Below are 16184 nucleotides of genomic sequence, written 5' to 3'. Positions count from 1 at the left end.
GGAAGCATGGATATCAACACCTTTCTCGAATCGCTTAAGAACCAGGGTATTGAATTAAGCGAGCATCAGCAGCAACAGTTCCACAAGTATTTCGAAATCCTTGTGGAATGGAATGAAAAAATGAATCTCACAGCGATTACGGACAAGGAAGGTGTCTATCTTAAACACTTCTATGACTCGTTGACCGCTTCGTTTTATTATGATTTTACCAAGCCCTTAAAGATTTGCGATGTCGGGGCCGGGGCAGGGTTTCCGAGCCTGCCGCTTAAAATTGTGTTCCCGCACTTGAAAGTGACGATTGTCGATTCGTTAAAGAAGCGGATCACCTTTTTGAATCACTTAGCCCACGAATTAGGATTCGATGACGTGGCCTTTTACCATGATCGTGCCGAAAACTTTGGGAAAAACGCAAAATTCCGCGAAGGGTACGATCTTGTCATGGCTCGAGCCGTAGCTCGAATGTCCGTACTGAGTGAATTATGTCTGCCATTAACCGCTAAAGGGGGTCATTTCATGGCGATGAAAGGACCTAACCTGGCCGATGAAATGGAAGAGGCAGCCGTTGCTATCCAAATGGTCGGAGGAGAGGTGGAAAACGTGCATACGTTCACCCTTCCGGAAGAGGATAGCGAAAGAAATATTGCGATTATTGAAAAGCGCCGGAAAACACCTAAGAAATATCCGCGTAAAGCCGGTACGCCAAATAAAGCACCGATTCAGTAATGAAATCCCTCTTGCACTCTAACGGAGCAAGGGGGATTTTTTTGTCTCATGATTTTAATAAGCGGGTAGAAGGAAAGAAGAAGGGGGACGCCATGATGAAAATTGTTGTATTATCGGACACTCATATGCCTAAAAAGGGGAAGTCTCTACCGGAGAGATTTGTTAAGGAACTGCCTTCAGCTGACGCGATTATCCATGCCGGAGACTGGCAGACGAAGGAAGTGGTGGAAGAACTAAAAGGATATGGACTGCCCGTGTACGGCGTTTATGGAAACGTAGATGGGGAAGACATTCACTCCGTTTTTCCTTATAAGCAGACGATTAATCTGAATGGTTATCGAATCGGTCTGATTCATGGACATGGAGAGAAGAAAACGACAGAAAAAAGGGCGTTAGAAGAGTTTAAAGATGAAGAAGTGGATCTCATTATTTTTGGTCATTCTCATCTGCCTCTGACCCGGTATATGAACAAAGTAATGTTGTTTAATCCAGGTTCGGTAACCGATAAACGGAAGCTGCCTTATTACTCTTTTGGAATACTGACCCTTGAAGAAGAAGTCCACGCCGAGCATATCTTCTTCTCATAGAAATAGTAAAGACCCCCTCTCATTAATTCTATGAGCTGGGGGTCTTAGGCTGGCAGGTAGGACAGTAATAACACCGCCTGGAAGCTGCCTTATATTTAACGATTTCGGTGCCATCTATGCGGCACGGCTGACCTTCACGGTTGAATACCCAATGTCGATATTCATATCGCTTGGCTCCCTCCGCTTTTAAACGATGGGCAAGCTCGAGATCATTGGTAATTCCTTTATTCTGATAAGAACGCCATATGAGTTCTATACAAGTGTCTGCTGCCTTATTAAGCTGCTCTTCTGTACAATCCATCGGCCTGAGGTCAGGATGAATGGCGGCGGAAAATAAAATTTCACTCCGCAGATAATTTCCTACACCTGCAATAAAGCTTTGATCCAGTAGTAAAGAACTCCATTTCCTTCTATGGAATCTCTTCTCCTTGAAGCGGTCGATCAGTTCCTCACGAGGAATGGAGTCATTGAGAAGATCTGGACCGACTTTGGCTATAAATGGATGGTCTTCTACTTCCTCATCTCTTAAGACTTCAATGTCAGAAGCACTGTATAACAGGGCAGACTTCTTCTCATTATGGATGGCAAGCCTTAGCTGCCGGTTGGTCTTCGGATAATTATAAGCATTCCGGACGTACCATTTTCCGTAAAGCTGGTTGTGAGAATAGATGGTGTAGCCCTGATCAAATCGAATCAGCATGGCTTTTCCGCGCGTTTCCACACGTTTGACCATAGCTCCCTGAAACATGTCTTCATAATCCTGAAGCTGCTCAAAAGCAAAAGATATATCAAGCACAGGGCGGCCGGTCAACGCTTTTTCCACGTGATCAGCCGCCCTTCTGATTTCTGGACCTTCTGGCATATACAGTTCTCCTCTCTTCTTTTGTTTATTGTGTAAAAGAAGAGAGCTTTTGGCAAGAAATAACGCTTTAGCTGGAGGTGTACAGTCCGCCGTTAATGTGAATAAACTGACCGGTCATGTACGTGGAGTCATCGGAAGCAAGCAATACATAGCTTCCTACGTGTTCAACCGGCTGTCCTGGACGTCCCATTGGTGTGTTGGTACCAAACTGTTCGACCTTATCTTCTCCAAAGGTGGAAGGGATTAATGGCGTCCAGATTGGACCAGGAGCCACTCCATTCACGCGGATTCCTTTATCCACGAGCTGTTTAGCCATGGAACGAGTGAATGCCACGACTGCCCCTTTGGTTGCCGTATAATCAACGAGGTGCGGATTCCCTGTATAAGGGTTAATGGAAGCGGTATTGATAATAGAGCTTCCTTTTTTCAAGTGAGGAATTGCTGCTTTTGTCATATAGAAAATGGAATGGATATTCGTTTTGAATGTGCTTTCCCACTGTTCTGCTGTAATATCCATTAAATCATCGGTAGGGTGCTGCTCTGCTGCATTATTTACTAGAATGTCGAGCTGACCCAGTTCATTGACTGTTCGTTCAATCGCATCTTTACAAACAGATTCTTCCCCGACATCTCCAGGAATAAGAATCGCGCGGCGGCCTTGCTCTTCTACTTGCTTTTTCGTGTATTCCGCATCTTCATGTTCCTCAAGATACGAAATCGCCACGTCTGCACCTTCTTTGGCATAGCCGATGGCTACAGACCGGCCGATTCCGCTGTCTCCTCCAGTAATAAGAGCCACCTTGCCGACTAATTTGTTTCCACTTTGATAATCTTCATCAGCTTGAAGCGGCTGAGGATCCAGCTGGCCTTCTACTCCTGGCTGTTTTTCCTGCTCTTGTTTAGGCTGACCTTGCGTTTGCTTTTGTGAACGATCCATATTGAAATCCTCCTTTTGTTTTATCACTATAATATCGTAATTATCTCATTCCACAATTAGGAAAAAGATAAACAAATGAAAGGAGTTCTTCTACCTTCTCTAGAAGATTGCTTATATGGATTCACAAGCAGCTCTTTTATCGTATTCTGTCGATTTGACGGAAAGTTGTGGAGTGATCAAGGTCAAGAATCAGGTGAAGTATTCTAATCTGGCTTCAGGAAAATACTGCTCAATATATCCGCCCAGTACTTCCTGCATTTCTTTCTGTTCATCTTTCTGGTAAACATATTTTCCGATTCCATAACGGCCCCATTTGTATTTTCGCTTTTCTTCGTCCATTTCAAGCTTGGTCATCGGATAATTTTTTTGAATAACACGCTTGGCAGGCTTGGTAAAACGGTGTTGAATCAGTTCGAAGGTAAGATCTTTTGTTGCTTTTTCCGGAAGCTTATCATACAGCTTCTCAAATAGTATCCGATAGCCTTCTTTCCAATCCTCGTACAGATAAATAGGGGCAATGATAAATCCTAAGGGATAGCCAGCTTCCGCTACTTTTGCGGCTGCTTCAATTCGATCATCCAGACGGGATGTACCCGGCTCCAAGTATTTGATTACATAATCCGCATTCATGCTGAACCGGAAACGTGTACGGCCATTGTGTTTTGCATCAAGCAAGTGATCGACGTGTGCAAATTTGGTTACAAAACGTAAGCGCCCATGCTCAGACTGACCGAAGTATTCAATCGCCCGCTTTAAGGTGTGTGTGAGGTGGTCGATGCCAACGATATCAGAGGTACAGGAAGCTTCAAATCTCGTTTCTTCCGGCGCCCGTTCTTTCATATAGCTTTCTGCCGCTTCAAATACTTCTTCGACATTTACATACGTACGGATATAAGGTTTACTGCCCATCGTGGTCTGTAAGTAACAGTAATGGCAATGGCCCATACATCCTGTCGCAAATGGAATGGCGTATTCTGCGGAGGGTTTGGAGGTATCAAATTTTAATGTTTTTCTGACACCGACCACCAGCGTGGATTTTGCCATTCGGTATTTCTGAAAATCGTTTTCTCCTGGTAAATTGCGGACTTGGTTATGGGAGGTGGTCTCGCGAATTTCAATACCCATATCTTCAAATTTTTCTTTCAGTTCTTTACCTAACGGATATTTCAGGGCTCCGGGTTCGATGTAAACGAGTTCGGGTACAAATGGCTTTACCACTGCAGTCCCTCCGGTTCAATCCCGCCGCCAAATGTATCATGATAGGCGCGTTCAGCTTCACCTTGAGAGGCATAGACAGCTATCTCAGAATCCAATGGGAAATACGTTTCATATAGAAAAAGAGCTAAATCACCTGGGTTTTCTGGATCTTTTACTACGGCTGCTTCCTGTACATTGGCCACATCATACGTATGCGGGTTGCGATAGATGACGTATACGATATCTCCCGCACGATAGTTGGGTTGTTGAAATTCCATAACCACACCTGCTTTCCATAGTTTGTGTTCATTTTTCCACAAAACCTGAAATTTATTAGACAAGTTGGATTTATTTTCTCAAGTTATCTAAATATAATGGTGTTTCTATCTTAATTAATTTTCGAACAGAGTTATGACGCAATAGGGTCGGATACTGTACTCAGCTTTGAGATAATTTTGTTCCGTTGCTAATATAGCAGAGGGGCTGGCTACGGAAACAACTCGCTTTCCTGCGGGGGGACTGGCAAGCCTCCTCAGTCGTTAACACTCCCTGTGGGGTCTCGCCTAGCTCCTTCTCCCGCGGGAGTCTCGTCGTTTCCTCCGCCATCCTATGATCGAGGGAGTGAACGGACCCTTCTATAAGAATCGTTCTGGATCAGTTTTAACCCCTTATATATCAGGGGTTGTACACTTAAATAATCAATACTTCAACTTGAATTAAAAAGGAGTTTTTTTGTTATGAATTGGCCGTTAACGACCGAGCGTTTGAATTTACAACCGTATGAAATCACTCAAGCAGAACGCGTATCGGAGCTTGCAGGTGACAAAGCGGTTGCAGCTACTACCTTCGTTCCTCATCCATACACCCTTGAGGATGCCCAAAACTGGATACGAACCCATAAAGAATGGATCAAAGAGGGAAAAGCATATCCTATGGCTATGGTATTGAAATCGACAAATGAACTGGTGGGAACGATGACGCTGCGAGTGGATCATAAACATAAAAAGGGTGAGCTTGCTTATTGGGTTGGACGAACTTACTGGGGAAAGGGGTATGCCTCAGAAGCGGCTGCTCGCATGGTTCAGTATGGATTTGAGACCTTGAATCTGCACAGGATATGGTCTGCAGCGATGAGTGAAAACCCGGCTTCTACCAGGGTGATGCAAAAAGTTGGACTAAGTTATGAAGGAAAGTTGAAAGGCGATATCTACCACTGGGGTGAATACAAGGATATTGATGTTTATGGCATGACTGCTCCAGATTACCTTAAGTAGTATAAAAACAAAGAACACTCTTTACTGACTATATACTTAACGAAATTCGAAAGTCAGAAAGAACGCAAAACGGGAATAAACGATTTTTGATTATTTCCCAGGAAATGTAGAACCATCATTCTCACTCTTAAACGTAAATACTACTCGTAAGTTGTTATTTTATGTCTTCATGTAATAGAGAACTATTTTTACGCTGTAACGCCAAAAAGCTAATATGAACCCTCTCGAGGAGGAGGAAATGCATATAGAAAGACTATTCATGATATATGAAAGGTTTCATACATCTAATATATAAATAGGGGAGGGAATAACGCTTAAGCTTTTAAATGATTATTAAGCTGGGCTGCTAGAACCATATAAAAAACAAGGAGGAACTTACTCAGATCCTCCCTTTTTTTTACTGGGACTTTAATGTTAGCCTGCACTACGGACTGCTTAGGTTTATAAATTTAGGGAGAGCCATTCCTAAAAAAAGAACCCCTCGTATTAGAGGAGTTCTTTTAAAATTGATTATTTGTACATTAACACTTTTCCTACAGTACCGTCTTTACTTTGACCGGTTACACGGAACTTCAGACCGTACTCAGGAACGTCGCGTCCTGCATCTACTAATCCTTCGTTCAAGTAGTTTTCGCTGTCATCAAACAATGGTGTGCGTTTAGTGAAGTTATCTTTGATGGTCGTACCTAAGAGATCATTATAGTCAATATACATTTTGTCTGTTTTATCTAAACTGAAGGCTGCATCGTGAACCTGATAGCGTGTACTCGCTACTGTTCCATCACTCCAATTAAGGGTGTGCTGATCTGCATCGACCACGCCTACAAAGCCATTGCCCGGGTGAATACCTGTCCAGTTTTCACTGTATTGCTTATCGATATACCAAACCACTAGCCCATCGTCGAACGTCATTAAGCTGTCACCACGGCGGATGTTTGCAAGACCCTCATCAACACCATTGTGGCTGCGCCATTCCAGCAGGTAGTAATGCTCGGAACGTTTAATCCCATTATTTTTTGTGAACCCATCCAGATTAAACTGAGCTTCACCTTCAGCATCGTCGAACACGACTTCTTCTCCATCAACAACAACGGATAGATCATCAGCGTACAAGCCAGGATTTGATACCGCACCATCTGTAACGTACTCAATCGCTACTTCGACTTCTTCTCCTGCATAGGCAGACAGATCGAACGAAGCATCAATCCAGCCATCGGATGAGCCAGTAATTCCATTACCGTTATTGGAATCGTTCGGGTTTTCATTTGTCGTAATATCACTAGCAATTGGCTCTCCGTCAACCGTTACATACGCGTAATCCCAGTCTTTCTCAATGTCATACCACGTTTTAAAATTAAATTCTGCAGAGGTGGCGTTTGTTAAATCGACAGTGGTAGACATAGAATTATCAAGATCGTCCGCGCTTCCGGAGAAATATTCAAACTCCCCGCTTGCCGGCTCGTTAATGATCGTTTCTTTTTGCGGCAAATTAACTTTCACGGTGTCGTTATTTGTTCCTTTGGTAACAGCTTCATCAAGAAGCACTTCTTTACCTTGTTGATTGATGTCTTCTACATTAAATTCTGTTCCAGATAACCAGTTTCCTTCTGTACCCTCATTATCTACTACAGCAGAAGTTTGAAGCATTTCTTTCATGTACGGGCTGAATCCAGTCGGCATCGTACCTGGGATATCTCCTGCCCAGCTTCCGCTCGACATAATCGACCAGTAACTGACAGGTTCGCCAGCACCGGAATACTGAGTATCGTATTCATCAGGCAGACCTAAATCGTGGCCAAACTCGTGAGCCATAACCCCTACGGCTCCGTCTTCTGGTTCAATTGTGTAATCGTAAGCTGCCATAGAACCGCCCCAATAATCGACCGTAGCTTCGGTACCGCTAATCGGAGTCACTCCGCCAAGATTCCAGCGGTGAGACCAGATTGCGTCAGAACCTAGCGATCCTCCACCTGCTTCTTCACCCACTCCGGAGTGAATAACCATTAGGTGATCAACGAGGCCATCCGCTTCCAGGTAGTTTCCATCACCATCTAAATCATAACGATCCCACTGGTCGTAATCGGAAATATTAACAGTTGGATCGGCTGCTGCTGCAGCAAGTGCTTCTTTCACAAGTCCGCGAGCATTAACGTCACTACCATCTTCTGTTGGGTAGTTGCCGCCATAGGCTGCAGCTGGTTTGCTTGCTGTATACCAGCCTGCTACTTCCCCTTCAACAGAGTAACTGCCGCCGGATTGCTGCTCATAATATTGTTTCATAGAATCGTAGATTTCACCGTCTGGACCTGCCCAGCCACCTGTACCGAACAGCATGTCCTGATAATGGTCTGTTGAATAAGCATCTTCGCCTTCATAGTACATATCCGTTTCATCAGCTGTCATCGAGTTATGAGGCTTGTCCGGATAATCGACAAGCAAGACCAGCACTTTGTCCGTACGCATCTCTCCGTCATAAGCTTCTTCCTTTACCGAAGCTGGTGCATTTTTCTTCGCTTGACCCAGTTTATTTCCTTCTCCATTGGTTAAGCTGTTGTTTTTCATTTCGCCCTGAAGCTTTTCTTTCGCTTCTTTTGCTTCGTCGCTTAATTCACCTTTATCTTTCTTAGCCGCTTCAGATTTTGCTTTTAAGAATTTGTTTAACCCTTTTTGAGCTTCTGAAGGACTTGCATCTGGTGCAATTTTCCCGTCCTCTTTCAACATCTCAATTAGCTTTTCATCATTCGCAATTGCGAGATCAAAAGGTGATCCCTCGTGCGAATGTGATTTATGTAAATCTTCGCCTGCATCTTGATTTACTGTACTTGCACTCGCGCTCACGGGCCCGAAGGCTAATGTAAGAGCTAGAGCAGATGTGATAATTCTCCCCATGTTCTTCAAATTAATGTCTCCCTCCACATTTTGTAAAAATAAGCTACATTTACAAATCTACCAAAGTTACAAAATTAATCAATATATTATTTTTAATTTTCTAAAAATAATGAATAGTGCCCAGAGGCGAATTTAAAGCGTTAAAGTGTAACAGAAAAAAGACTGTGAAAATAGCTTAAGAAAAGGTAAAATTGCAGATTCGTAATCATGTGATGCTATTTTAAAGTAATAAATCGGTGGGTGAAGTTTATATGTTAATCTCAAACGAGTGATTGTGACTTTTATAATGTATACTTAAGTCCTACAATAATTACATAAAAAAACAGCCCTTCCCTCAAGAAGTGACTGTCTTCTATTAAAAATGAATAAATTTCATCTATTAACGCTTGCTCGTTTTGGCCGTATTGGTATGGCTACACCGAGTAAAGCGATAACAGCACAGGCTAGGAACATAGGTGTGAATCCAGCAAGTGCGATTCCACTTACTGTCGTGAAAATAAGCAAGTCAAAACCTGAATCAAGGAGCGATAGCAATGAAATGGTTGTTGCCCGCACGTTAGATGGAATTAGGTCATTCGATAGTTGCGAATAAATCGGATATCGAATGGCGCTCACTAGTTTTAAGACGAAGATCACTCCAAGAATCACCCAGAGGTACGTGTTAAATAAAGCAGCAAGGGTGAGCCCTGCTACGGCAAGGATTCCTGTGATCAACAGTAAATGAACACGGTTCATTTTACTGGTCATCCATCCAATGGATCGCGAAGCCATAAAACCTATGAAACCTGCGATGGCATAGACGATTCCAATCCAGTACACCGGCAGGCCGGCATCGACGAGCAGCTTTTGATCGAATTTCTCAAATATCGCTGTAGCGGGTATAAATACGAGCGATATGTTCATAAACATCCATAATACTTGAGGGGTTTTCCGGATGGCTTTTACCCCTGCCCATATTTGTCGGAGCGGCGGCTGTTGATCCCCTTCTTGCTGGGGCGGGTTTTTGATCGATAGCAGTAAAAAGAACTGCACCGTCATAAAGGCCAGACTTAATCCAATCAGCAGCTGAAATTGCTGTTCCGTTAAATCTTTAGCGATAAAAGCCCCGATAATGACAGCGATGATTGAGACGATAAACGTAGCTGAACCAATTTGCCCGATCGCTTTATCCATAAATTTTTCTTCGTTCGAAAGTTTCAGAGATTCGTAAATAAGGGCTTCATCTGCTCCACTAAAAAAAGTAGCGGCAAACCCAGTTAAAAAACTGCTTAGGAAGAACACCCAGGGTTCAAAGGCGACGAGTAATAGACTATGACTGACTATAGCAAGTACCGATCCTATTAAAAAAGCGGTTTTTGGTCCGTAGCGGTCAGCCAGTACCCCGGTCGGAATTTCCCCGGCAAGGACTCCGATGCTGAAAAAGGTTAAGACAAGCAGAATTAAGGACTCATCGAGGCCTCTTTCAAAGTAAAAAAGTGTAAGTACCGGTTGGATGAAGCGCACGCTTCCAAATAACTCGGCCCAAAATAAAAAACGAATGTTGTGAGCGGCTAAAGTATTCTTTTGCAAAATATAATCCTCCTGCTATACAGTAATTCGTCTGATATAGGTGCAGGAGTAAAAAGCTTGCAGCGATTAGATCAATGATTAGCTTGCTTTCACCCCTGTCTCTGAATGAGAAAATATGATGAAAGTTTTTTGCATGATTGGTTCCTCCCTGGTTCGTTTTAATAAAATTCAGTTCCCCTTCTGGAAAAAACTTCTCCTTTTAAGCAGAACCTTCAAAGATACATATTCAGCAGGAATACGTTTATTCCTGCCTGACTTTAAAATCAGCTGGGCAACTCCTGCACGTTAATTTTACAGCTATCGTTTGAAGGGGAACCCAGGAACAGGTAAGCTATAAACAGAATTGTTTTTTAGGAAAATATATCGACGAATTCTGCTAATAACAACTGGGTTTTTAAGAGAAATAATCCTTATTGAATGCCTTGATCATCTGGCAATCTGTGCTTTTTCGACAACGGGAATGAATAATTCTTCTTTCCTTACGATACTTTTACTAGAATAAATATGATAAAATAGATAGAGAGTTAAAACGGCATATATGTGCGCAGCAGCCGAAAAGCCTGCGGCGCTTTTTCTATTTCAATTTTTAAGGAAAATAATAATGAGCATAAGCTCGATCGTATAAAGGTGGTGTCTGATCGTGTTACATCCTTTTGGTCGTTTGTTCGGATTAGGGGACAAACCGGAACAGGAATCTGAAGATAACAACAGTGAAGAAGGCTACAGTCCTGATGAAGTTATGCAGGTACCCGTAGCTCATATTCAGCCGAACCGTTATCAGCCCCGAGCGATTTTTAACGATGAGAAGATCAGCGAACTTGCCCAGACGATACATACGCATGGGATGATTCAGCCGATTGTTCTCCGTCGGATAGATGAGGAAGATTATGAACTGATTGCAGGAGAGCGCAGATGGCGTGCCGTCCAAACGCTTGAGTGGGAAACGATTCCTGCGATCATCCGTGATATGAATGATTCCCAGGCGGCGTCTGTCGCTCTTATTGAGAATCTGCAAAGGGAAGAATTAACGGTAATTGAAGAAGCTATGGCTTATGCCAGACTGATTGAACTTCATGAACTGACGCAGGAAGCCCTGGCCCAGCGGTTAGGAAAAAGCCAGTCAACGATTGCCAACAAGATGCGTTTGTTAAAATTGCCTGAATCCGTTCAACAGGCGATTATGGATAAAAAAATTACAGAGCGCCATGCAAGAGCCCTTATTGGAGTTAAAGATCCTGAAATGCAGGAAAAGATATTGACTGAAATCATTGAAAAGCACCTGAACGTAAAGCAGACGGAAGAGCGAATCGCTAAGCTGAGCGAAACTAAACCGAAAAAGAAAAAGCCGACTCTTAAAGGTGTCAATAAAGATATGAGGATTGCCATGAATACGATTCGGCAGTCGCTCACGATGGTTTCGGATACAGGGATCGACTTGGAAACCGATGAAGAAGATCACGATGATTATTATCAGATTACGATAAAGATTCCTAAGAAAAAATAATGGACGGTTCTACCCATCTTGCCTTTCGCAGAGATGGGGCTTTTTTTAACTCTGCACCCCGTTTTTTCAATATAATGGTAAAATGAAAGAAAAGTAGAATCAGATAAAGGTTATCCATCTATCATTCACCGTTAAAGCCGGCTGAGTGGAGTTTCAACTTATGGCAAGTCCGCGATTTTGCATAAACTGCAGTCTCAAGGAGTGGAAATCTATTTAGAATTAGCAAAGGAAGTGATCGTGAATGGCGAAAGGGTCAGGTAAAGAGAATCAAGCAGTGTCTCAGGAAATGGAGCGTAAAGAAGAAGAGCAGATTCAGGAAATTCCGGTCCATGAATGCCGCCCTAATCCGTATCAACCCAGAAAGCATTTTACCGATGAAGCCATCCAGGAATTGAAGGAATCGATCGAGGAGCATGGCATTCTTCAACCCCTGATCGTAAGAAAAAGCATTAAAGGTTTTGAAATTGTGGTCGGTGAACGAAGGTTCCGCGCGGCGAAGCGTGCGAATCTGGATACGGTCCCGGCCCTGGTACGTGTTTTGACAGATGAACAGATGATGGAACTTGCCCTTCTGGAGAATTTACAACGGGAGGATTTAACCCCGATTGAAGAGGCGAAAGCCTACCAGAATTTAATGAATGAGCTTTCTTTAACTCAGGAATCCCTTTCCAAAAGGTTAGGAAAAAGCCGTTCTCATATTGCTAATCTCGTCCGGCTGTTATCGCTCCCGGTAGAAGTAACGAGGAAAATAAATGATGGCACATTATCTATGGGCCATGGTCGGGCACTGCTTGGATTGAAAAATCGTGAGCAAGTGATAGCTCTTGCCGCACGGATTGAAAAAGAAGCTCTCAATGTTCGTCAGGCGGAGCGGCTGATTTTTGAAAACAACAATAAAGATCGGACTGAGAGAAAGAAAAAGTCTGCTAAAGATATTTTTATAAGAGATCGGGAAGAGAGTCTCAGAGAGCGTCTAGGCACGGAAGTTACCATTCATAAAGGAAAACAAAAAGGAAGAATTGAAATAGAGTTTATGGATGAAGATGACCTGGAACGTATCTTACAGTGGTTTGATAAAGACTCATAAAGCAGACCTGGTGAAGGAGACCGGGTTTTTTTGTTGCTTATAAACAATTGTGTTTCACGTGAAACAAATAATTATAGGAGAGAATCTTATGGTATTATTAGGTACATTTGTGAATGGTTTATGTATTATTATTGGTACCCTTCTAGGGCTGTTTTTCACTAAGATTCCCGAGCGCTTTAAGGAAACTGTCATGAGCGGTGTAGGTCTGGCTGTTATATTGATCGGCCTTCAAATGGCCTTTGAAACGGAAAACATCGTGATTGTGCTGTTGAGTTTATTAACGGGAGCGATTATTGGGGAAGCGGTACATTTAGAAGATAAGCTTGAGTACATAGGAAGATTCATTGAACGAAAGTTTACCAAACCCGACCAGGAATCCAGTATGGCGCAAGGGTTTATTACGGCTTCCCTTATTTTTGTTATAGGGGCTTTATCCGTCATAGGAGCCCTGGACAGCGGTCTTCGTAATGACCATGAAGTTTTAATAACTAAAGCCATTATTGATGGGTTTGTATCGCTCGTTTTAACGTCAACACTTGGAATTGGTGTTATTTTTTCTGTCGTTCCGGTTGTGTTATATGAAGGGTCTATTGCGTTATTAGCTACTCAGATTAACCGGTGGATTCCCCAGGATATGCTGGATTTGTTCATCATGGAAATGACAGCTACCGGGGGGCTGCTGATCGTGGCTATCGGTCTTAACTTATTAAAATTAACGAAGATTCGTGTAGCTAATCTGTTACCCTCCCTTCTGATGGTCGGGGTGATCTTCTATATTTATCAATGGTTCTAAAAGCTGCTGATAAGTCTTTATAAGGCTTGTGAGTAGCTTTTTTTATGGATGAAGAACCCTTTACTTCATGGTTTTAGGCAGACGGTTGATGGTGCCCTTGAATGTAGTTACGGGTGCGGATTCCACTGTATGTTTCACACGTTTAGCATCTGACAGCTGAATAGCTGCTGCTACTTTAGCGGCCATCTGCATGACCGTATGAAGACGAGTATTTTGTAACACGACATGTTCCATGAATCCGCTGACATTGACCATTCCGCTAATATGCAGGTCTCCTATAGGGGGCAGATCCTTTTTTAAAGCGGATCCCGGGGAAATGGATCCTTTCCCAAGCACTACAGAACCTACCGACGCAGACTTACCTAAACACGCATCTACCGCCAGGATATAGGGATGGTTGTGGATTCGTTTAATCCGGTTCATTTGTTCAATTAAATTAAGGGCATGCAAAGGTTCTTCCAGCGTTCCATAGAGATGAAAAGTTTCCAATGTTTGCTGCTTCAGCATCGAACCGACAAGTGGTCCAAATGCGTCTCCTGTGGAGCGGTCCGTTCCGATACAGGCAATGACGATCTTCTTGGAAGGAGGCAGCCATTCTTTCAAATGCAGACTAAGGGTCTCACTCATTCCAGGATCCTCTGTCTTGAGACGTCTTTCTTCCTTTGAGAACTTGTCTTTAAAATTCATAGCTTCTCCTCCACACACATAGTAGTAACAGTATATAAGGTTGTCCGTCGTTCTATACGTGGCAAATACATAGAGGTGGAGGATCGTCCATGATAAAAGCTGGAGTTAAGTGGATGTTTTTGATTGTAGGAACAATGATTGGGGCGGGGTATGCTTCAGGAAGAGAGCTATGGCAATTTTTTGGACAGGACAGCAGCTTGGCTATCTTTTTGTTTTCCATCATGTTCATTCTATGCTGTGCCGTCATTATGAAGATCAGCTTTAAGAAGCAGAGCGGCGATTATTTACCTGTTCTGCGGGCTATTGTAGGGAAACATTTAACAGGAATTTATGATTGGATGATTATCATTTACCTATTTACGATGACCGTTATTATGCTGGCGGGAAGCGGAGCTACCTGGCAGGCCTTTCATTTCTCCTATCGCTTCGGCGTCATGGCACTTGTCGTACCTATGATTCTTTTGTTTGTATGGGACGTAAAAGGGATCGTTACGGTAAACAGTGTCGTGCTTCCCTTATTAATTACCGGTCTTGTAGTCGTTTTAATTATTTTCATTAATGATCAGCAGCTTGAACTGTTTGGTCATCTTCATGAGATAACCAATTGGATGTCCGCTTTTCCATTTACTGCTCTTAATATCCTTCCGTTGATTGCTGTGCTCGGGGCTATAGGGAATCAGGTGAAGCATAAGGGCGAGATTTGGATTGCCAGTGCAGGGAGCGGGGTTATTCTTGGGGTCATCTCTTACCTTTATAATCAAAGTTTAATAGAGATTTCAGATGAGATTATGCTCTACGAGATTCCTTTGTTCGCCATATTAAAACACTATCCGTATGAGATGATGCTGTTTATGTCTGTGATGCTCTGGATTGCCATTTTTACAACGGCTGTATCTGGTACTCTCGGACTTGCCACCCGCTTCCGAAATTATTTAAAGCAGCCTCTTTGGATTGTGGCGATGGCGACTGTTGCTGTGATGCTTCCCTTTACATCGTTCGGATTTTCTACGCTGGTGGAGTACTTATATCCGCTGTATGGAATTCTAAATTTATACGTCCTTTTCTCTCTTCTTATTTATCCGTTACGTTCGCGATTCAAAATTCGCTGAAAACCTGTTAAAATGAATTTCATATTCATAGTCGTACAGGAGGGGAAGCATTGAAAGCGGACGAAGCTGTGCAGGAAGCTTTAACCAAATGGGAGGAAGCAGTAAATTATGTGACGGGACCTCAATTATGGACTTCTCTAGGTTTGGGAGCCCTGAAAATCATCTTTATACTGGTGATCTCGTTTTTAGTGATCCGCATAGGAAAGCGAGTGATTTCTCAGTTTTTTGAAAATCGGCGGCGGGGACCTTTTAAAATTACCCAGCGCCGGGAAGCTACATTAAAAAAATTGGTGATCAACGCTTTGACGTATGTGGTGTATTTTGTCTCGTTTATTATGATACTGGAAGCTTTTACCTTGGATGTAGGGGCTTTACTCGCAGGTGCAGGTATTGCCGGACTAGCGATCGGCTTTGGAGCCCAGAACCTGGTTCGTGATATCATTTCCGGATTTTTCATCATTTTCGAAGACCAGTTTTCCGTAGGTGATTATATTCGGACATCCGGGGTCGAAGGTTTTGTTGAAGAGGTGGGAATCCGTACGTGTAAAGTCAAATCCTGGACAGGTGAGGTTCATATCCTGCCTAATGGGAATGTCACGCAGGTTACGAACTTTTCCATCCATAATAGTGTCGCCGTGGTGGACGTAAGTATTGCGTACGAAGAAGACATCGCCCAGGCCGAGCAAGTGATTTTGGAGCTCATGAAAGAGCTGCCTGCTCGTTATGAAGCAATGCTTGATGTGCCAGAACTTCTAGGGGTACAGACCTTAGGTGCTTCCGATGTCGTTATGAGAATAATCGCTGATACCCAGCCGATGGAGCATTGGGCGATGGCTCGTGCAATCAGGAAAGAAGTGAAAACCCGTCTCGACGAAAAAGGAATTGAAATTCCTTTTCCACGCATGGTTATGTATTCTCGAGAAGATGACAAAACTTTACAAGAAGTTAATGAGTAAAATAAGGAGG

Annotated in this window: 15 protein-coding genes; 8 read left to right on the top strand and 7 right to left on the bottom strand. The window is 43.1% G+C overall.

What is annotated here, in order from left to right; translation table 11 throughout:
- Nucleotides 1–6 precede the first annotated feature (6 nt).
- Together rsmG and BMZ06_RS04350 are read left to right on the top strand one after the other, a co-directional pair.
- Nucleotides 7–723: a 16S rRNA (guanine(527)-N(7))-methyltransferase RsmG gene (rsmG, locus tag BMZ06_RS04355; RefSeq protein WP_089750493.1), complete on the top strand. Its 717-nt coding sequence runs from the start codon at nucleotides 7–9 to the stop codon at nucleotides 721–723.
- Nucleotides 724–818: 95 nt separating this feature from the next.
- The gene (locus BMZ06_RS04350) at nucleotides 819–1310 is read left to right on the top strand and encodes a metallophosphoesterase family protein (protein ID WP_175477800.1); all 492 of its coding nucleotides are present in this window, start codon (nucleotides 819–821) and stop codon (nucleotides 1308–1310) included.
- Between the two features lie 28 nt (nucleotides 1311–1338).
- Here the strand turns inward: BMZ06_RS04350 and nei are convergent, their stop codons facing one another.
- The 4 genes from nei to BMZ06_RS04330 all read right to left on the bottom strand — a co-directional run bounded on the left by nei (nucleotide 1339) and on the right by BMZ06_RS04330 (nucleotide 4584).
- Nucleotides 1339–2172, bottom strand: a complete 834-nt coding sequence (nei, locus tag BMZ06_RS04345) for an endonuclease VIII (protein WP_089750491.1) — start codon at nucleotides 2170–2172, stop codon at nucleotides 1339–1341.
- Nucleotides 2173–2239: 67 nt separating this feature from the next.
- The gene (locus BMZ06_RS04340; RefSeq protein ID WP_089750489.1) at nucleotides 2240–3109 is read right to left on the bottom strand and encodes an SDR family oxidoreductase; all 870 of its coding nucleotides are present in this window, start codon (nucleotides 3107–3109) and stop codon (nucleotides 2240–2242) included.
- Between the two features lie 189 nt (nucleotides 3110–3298).
- Complete coding sequence (splB, locus tag BMZ06_RS04335) at nucleotides 3299–4327, bottom strand: spore photoproduct lyase (RefSeq protein WP_089750487.1); 1029 nt, start codon at nucleotides 4325–4327, stop codon at nucleotides 3299–3301.
- Nucleotides 4321–4584 carry a transcriptional regulator SplA domain-containing protein gene (locus tag BMZ06_RS04330; RefSeq protein WP_014645378.1) on the bottom strand — a complete coding sequence of 88 codons (264 nt, stop codon included), beginning with the start codon at nucleotides 4582–4584 and terminating at the stop codon, nucleotides 4321–4323. The genes splB and BMZ06_RS04330 overlap by 7 nt, the downstream gene beginning before the upstream one ends.
- Before the next feature lie 459 nt (nucleotides 4585–5043).
- Here BMZ06_RS04330 and BMZ06_RS04325 point away from each other — a divergent pair, with 459 nt between their 5' ends.
- Nucleotides 5044–5580, top strand: coding sequence for a GNAT family N-acetyltransferase (locus BMZ06_RS04325; protein WP_089750485.1), 537 nt, complete (start codon nucleotides 5044–5046; stop codon nucleotides 5578–5580).
- Between the two features lie 510 nt (nucleotides 5581–6090).
- Here BMZ06_RS04325 and BMZ06_RS04320 read toward each other — a convergent pair.
- Nucleotides 6091–8469 carry an immune inhibitor A domain-containing protein gene (locus BMZ06_RS04320; protein WP_175477799.1) on the bottom strand — a complete coding sequence of 793 codons (2379 nt, stop codon included), beginning with the start codon at nucleotides 8467–8469 and terminating at the stop codon, nucleotides 6091–6093.
- A gap of 372 nt (nucleotides 8470–8841) precedes the next feature.
- Nucleotides 8842–10038 carry an MFS transporter gene (locus BMZ06_RS04315; protein ID WP_089750480.1) on the bottom strand — a complete coding sequence of 399 codons (1197 nt, stop codon included), beginning with the start codon at nucleotides 10036–10038 and terminating at the stop codon, nucleotides 8842–8844.
- Between the two features lie 640 nt (nucleotides 10039–10678).
- On the opposite strand from BMZ06_RS04315, the gene noc reads away from it, so the two are divergent.
- The 3 genes from noc to BMZ06_RS04300 all read left to right on the top strand — a co-directional run bounded on the left by noc (nucleotide 10679) and on the right by BMZ06_RS04300 (nucleotide 13422).
- Nucleotides 10679–11542 (top strand): nucleoid occlusion protein, encoded by an 864-nt coding sequence (gene noc / locus BMZ06_RS04310; protein WP_089750478.1) that lies wholly within the window; start codon nucleotides 10679–10681, stop codon nucleotides 11540–11542.
- Nucleotides 11543–11783: 241 nt separating this feature from the next.
- The gene (locus BMZ06_RS04305; protein WP_089750476.1) at nucleotides 11784–12629 is read left to right on the top strand and encodes a ParB/RepB/Spo0J family partition protein; all 846 of its coding nucleotides are present in this window, start codon (nucleotides 11784–11786) and stop codon (nucleotides 12627–12629) included.
- A gap of 88 nt (nucleotides 12630–12717) precedes the next feature.
- Nucleotides 12718–13422, top strand: coding sequence for a DUF554 domain-containing protein (locus BMZ06_RS04300; protein WP_089750474.1), 705 nt, complete (start codon nucleotides 12718–12720; stop codon nucleotides 13420–13422).
- A 60-nt stretch (nucleotides 13423–13482) separates the two neighbouring features.
- Here BMZ06_RS04300 and yyaC read toward each other — a convergent pair whose 3' ends face one another.
- Nucleotides 13483–14109 (bottom strand): spore protease YyaC, encoded by a 627-nt coding sequence (gene yyaC / locus BMZ06_RS04295; RefSeq protein WP_089750472.1) that lies wholly within the window; start codon nucleotides 14107–14109, stop codon nucleotides 13483–13485.
- Nucleotides 14110–14198: 89 nt separating this feature from the next.
- On the opposite strand from yyaC, the gene BMZ06_RS04290 reads away from it, so the two are divergent.
- Complete coding sequence (locus BMZ06_RS04290; protein ID WP_089750470.1) at nucleotides 14199–15218, top strand: YkvI family membrane protein; 1020 nt, start codon at nucleotides 14199–14201, stop codon at nucleotides 15216–15218.
- 50 nt (nucleotides 15219–15268) lie between these two features.
- On the top strand, nucleotides 15269–16174 hold the full coding sequence (locus BMZ06_RS04285; RefSeq protein WP_245755952.1) for a mechanosensitive ion channel family protein: 906 nt from the start codon (nucleotides 15269–15271) through the stop codon (nucleotides 16172–16174).
- Nucleotides 16175–16184 lie beyond the last annotated feature (10 nt).

It is taken from the genome of Halobacillus alkaliphilus (assembly GCF_900113125.1).
GTDB lineage: Bacteria > Bacillota > Bacilli > Bacillales > Halobacillaceae > Halobacillus > Halobacillus alkaliphilus.
The sequence above is the reverse complement of the archived record's forward strand: the minus strand, read 5'-3'. Positions and strand labels throughout refer to the sequence as shown.

Bases quoted from the DNA above. Each gene is read 5' to 3' on its own strand.
- BMZ06_RS04300 (WP_089750474.1), top strand. From the start codon at position 12,718: ATGGTATTATTAGGTACATTTGTGAATGGTTTATGTATTATTATTGGT.
- BMZ06_RS04350 (WP_175477800.1), top strand. From the start codon at position 819: ATGAAAATTGTTGTATTATCGGACACTCATATGCCTAAAAAGGGGAAG.
- rsmG (WP_089750493.1), top strand. From the start codon at position 7: ATGGATATCAACACCTTTCTCGAATCGCTTAAGAACCAGGGTATTGAA.
- BMZ06_RS04330 (WP_014645378.1), bottom strand. From the start codon at position 4,584: ATGGAATTTCAACAACCCAACTATCGTGCGGGAGATATCGTATACGTC.
- BMZ06_RS04340 (WP_089750489.1), bottom strand. From the start codon at position 3,109: ATGGATCGTTCACAAAAGCAAACGCAAGGTCAGCCTAAACAAGAGCAG.
- BMZ06_RS04290 (WP_089750470.1), top strand. From the start codon at position 14,199: ATGATAAAAGCTGGAGTTAAGTGGATGTTTTTGATTGTAGGAACAATG.
- nei (WP_089750491.1), bottom strand. From the start codon at position 2,172: ATGCCAGAAGGTCCAGAAATCAGAAGGGCGGCTGATCACGTGGAAAAA.
- yyaC (WP_089750472.1), bottom strand. From the start codon at position 14,109: ATGAATTTTAAAGACAAGTTCTCAAAGGAAGAAAGACGTCTCAAGACA.
- BMZ06_RS04305 (WP_089750476.1), top strand. From the start codon at position 11,784: ATGGCGAAAGGGTCAGGTAAAGAGAATCAAGCAGTGTCTCAGGAAATG.
- BMZ06_RS04320 (WP_175477799.1), bottom strand. From the start codon at position 8,469: ATGGGGAGAATTATCACATCTGCTCTAGCTCTTACATTAGCCTTCGGG.
- BMZ06_RS04325 (WP_089750485.1), top strand. From the start codon at position 5,044: ATGAATTGGCCGTTAACGACCGAGCGTTTGAATTTACAACCGTATGAA.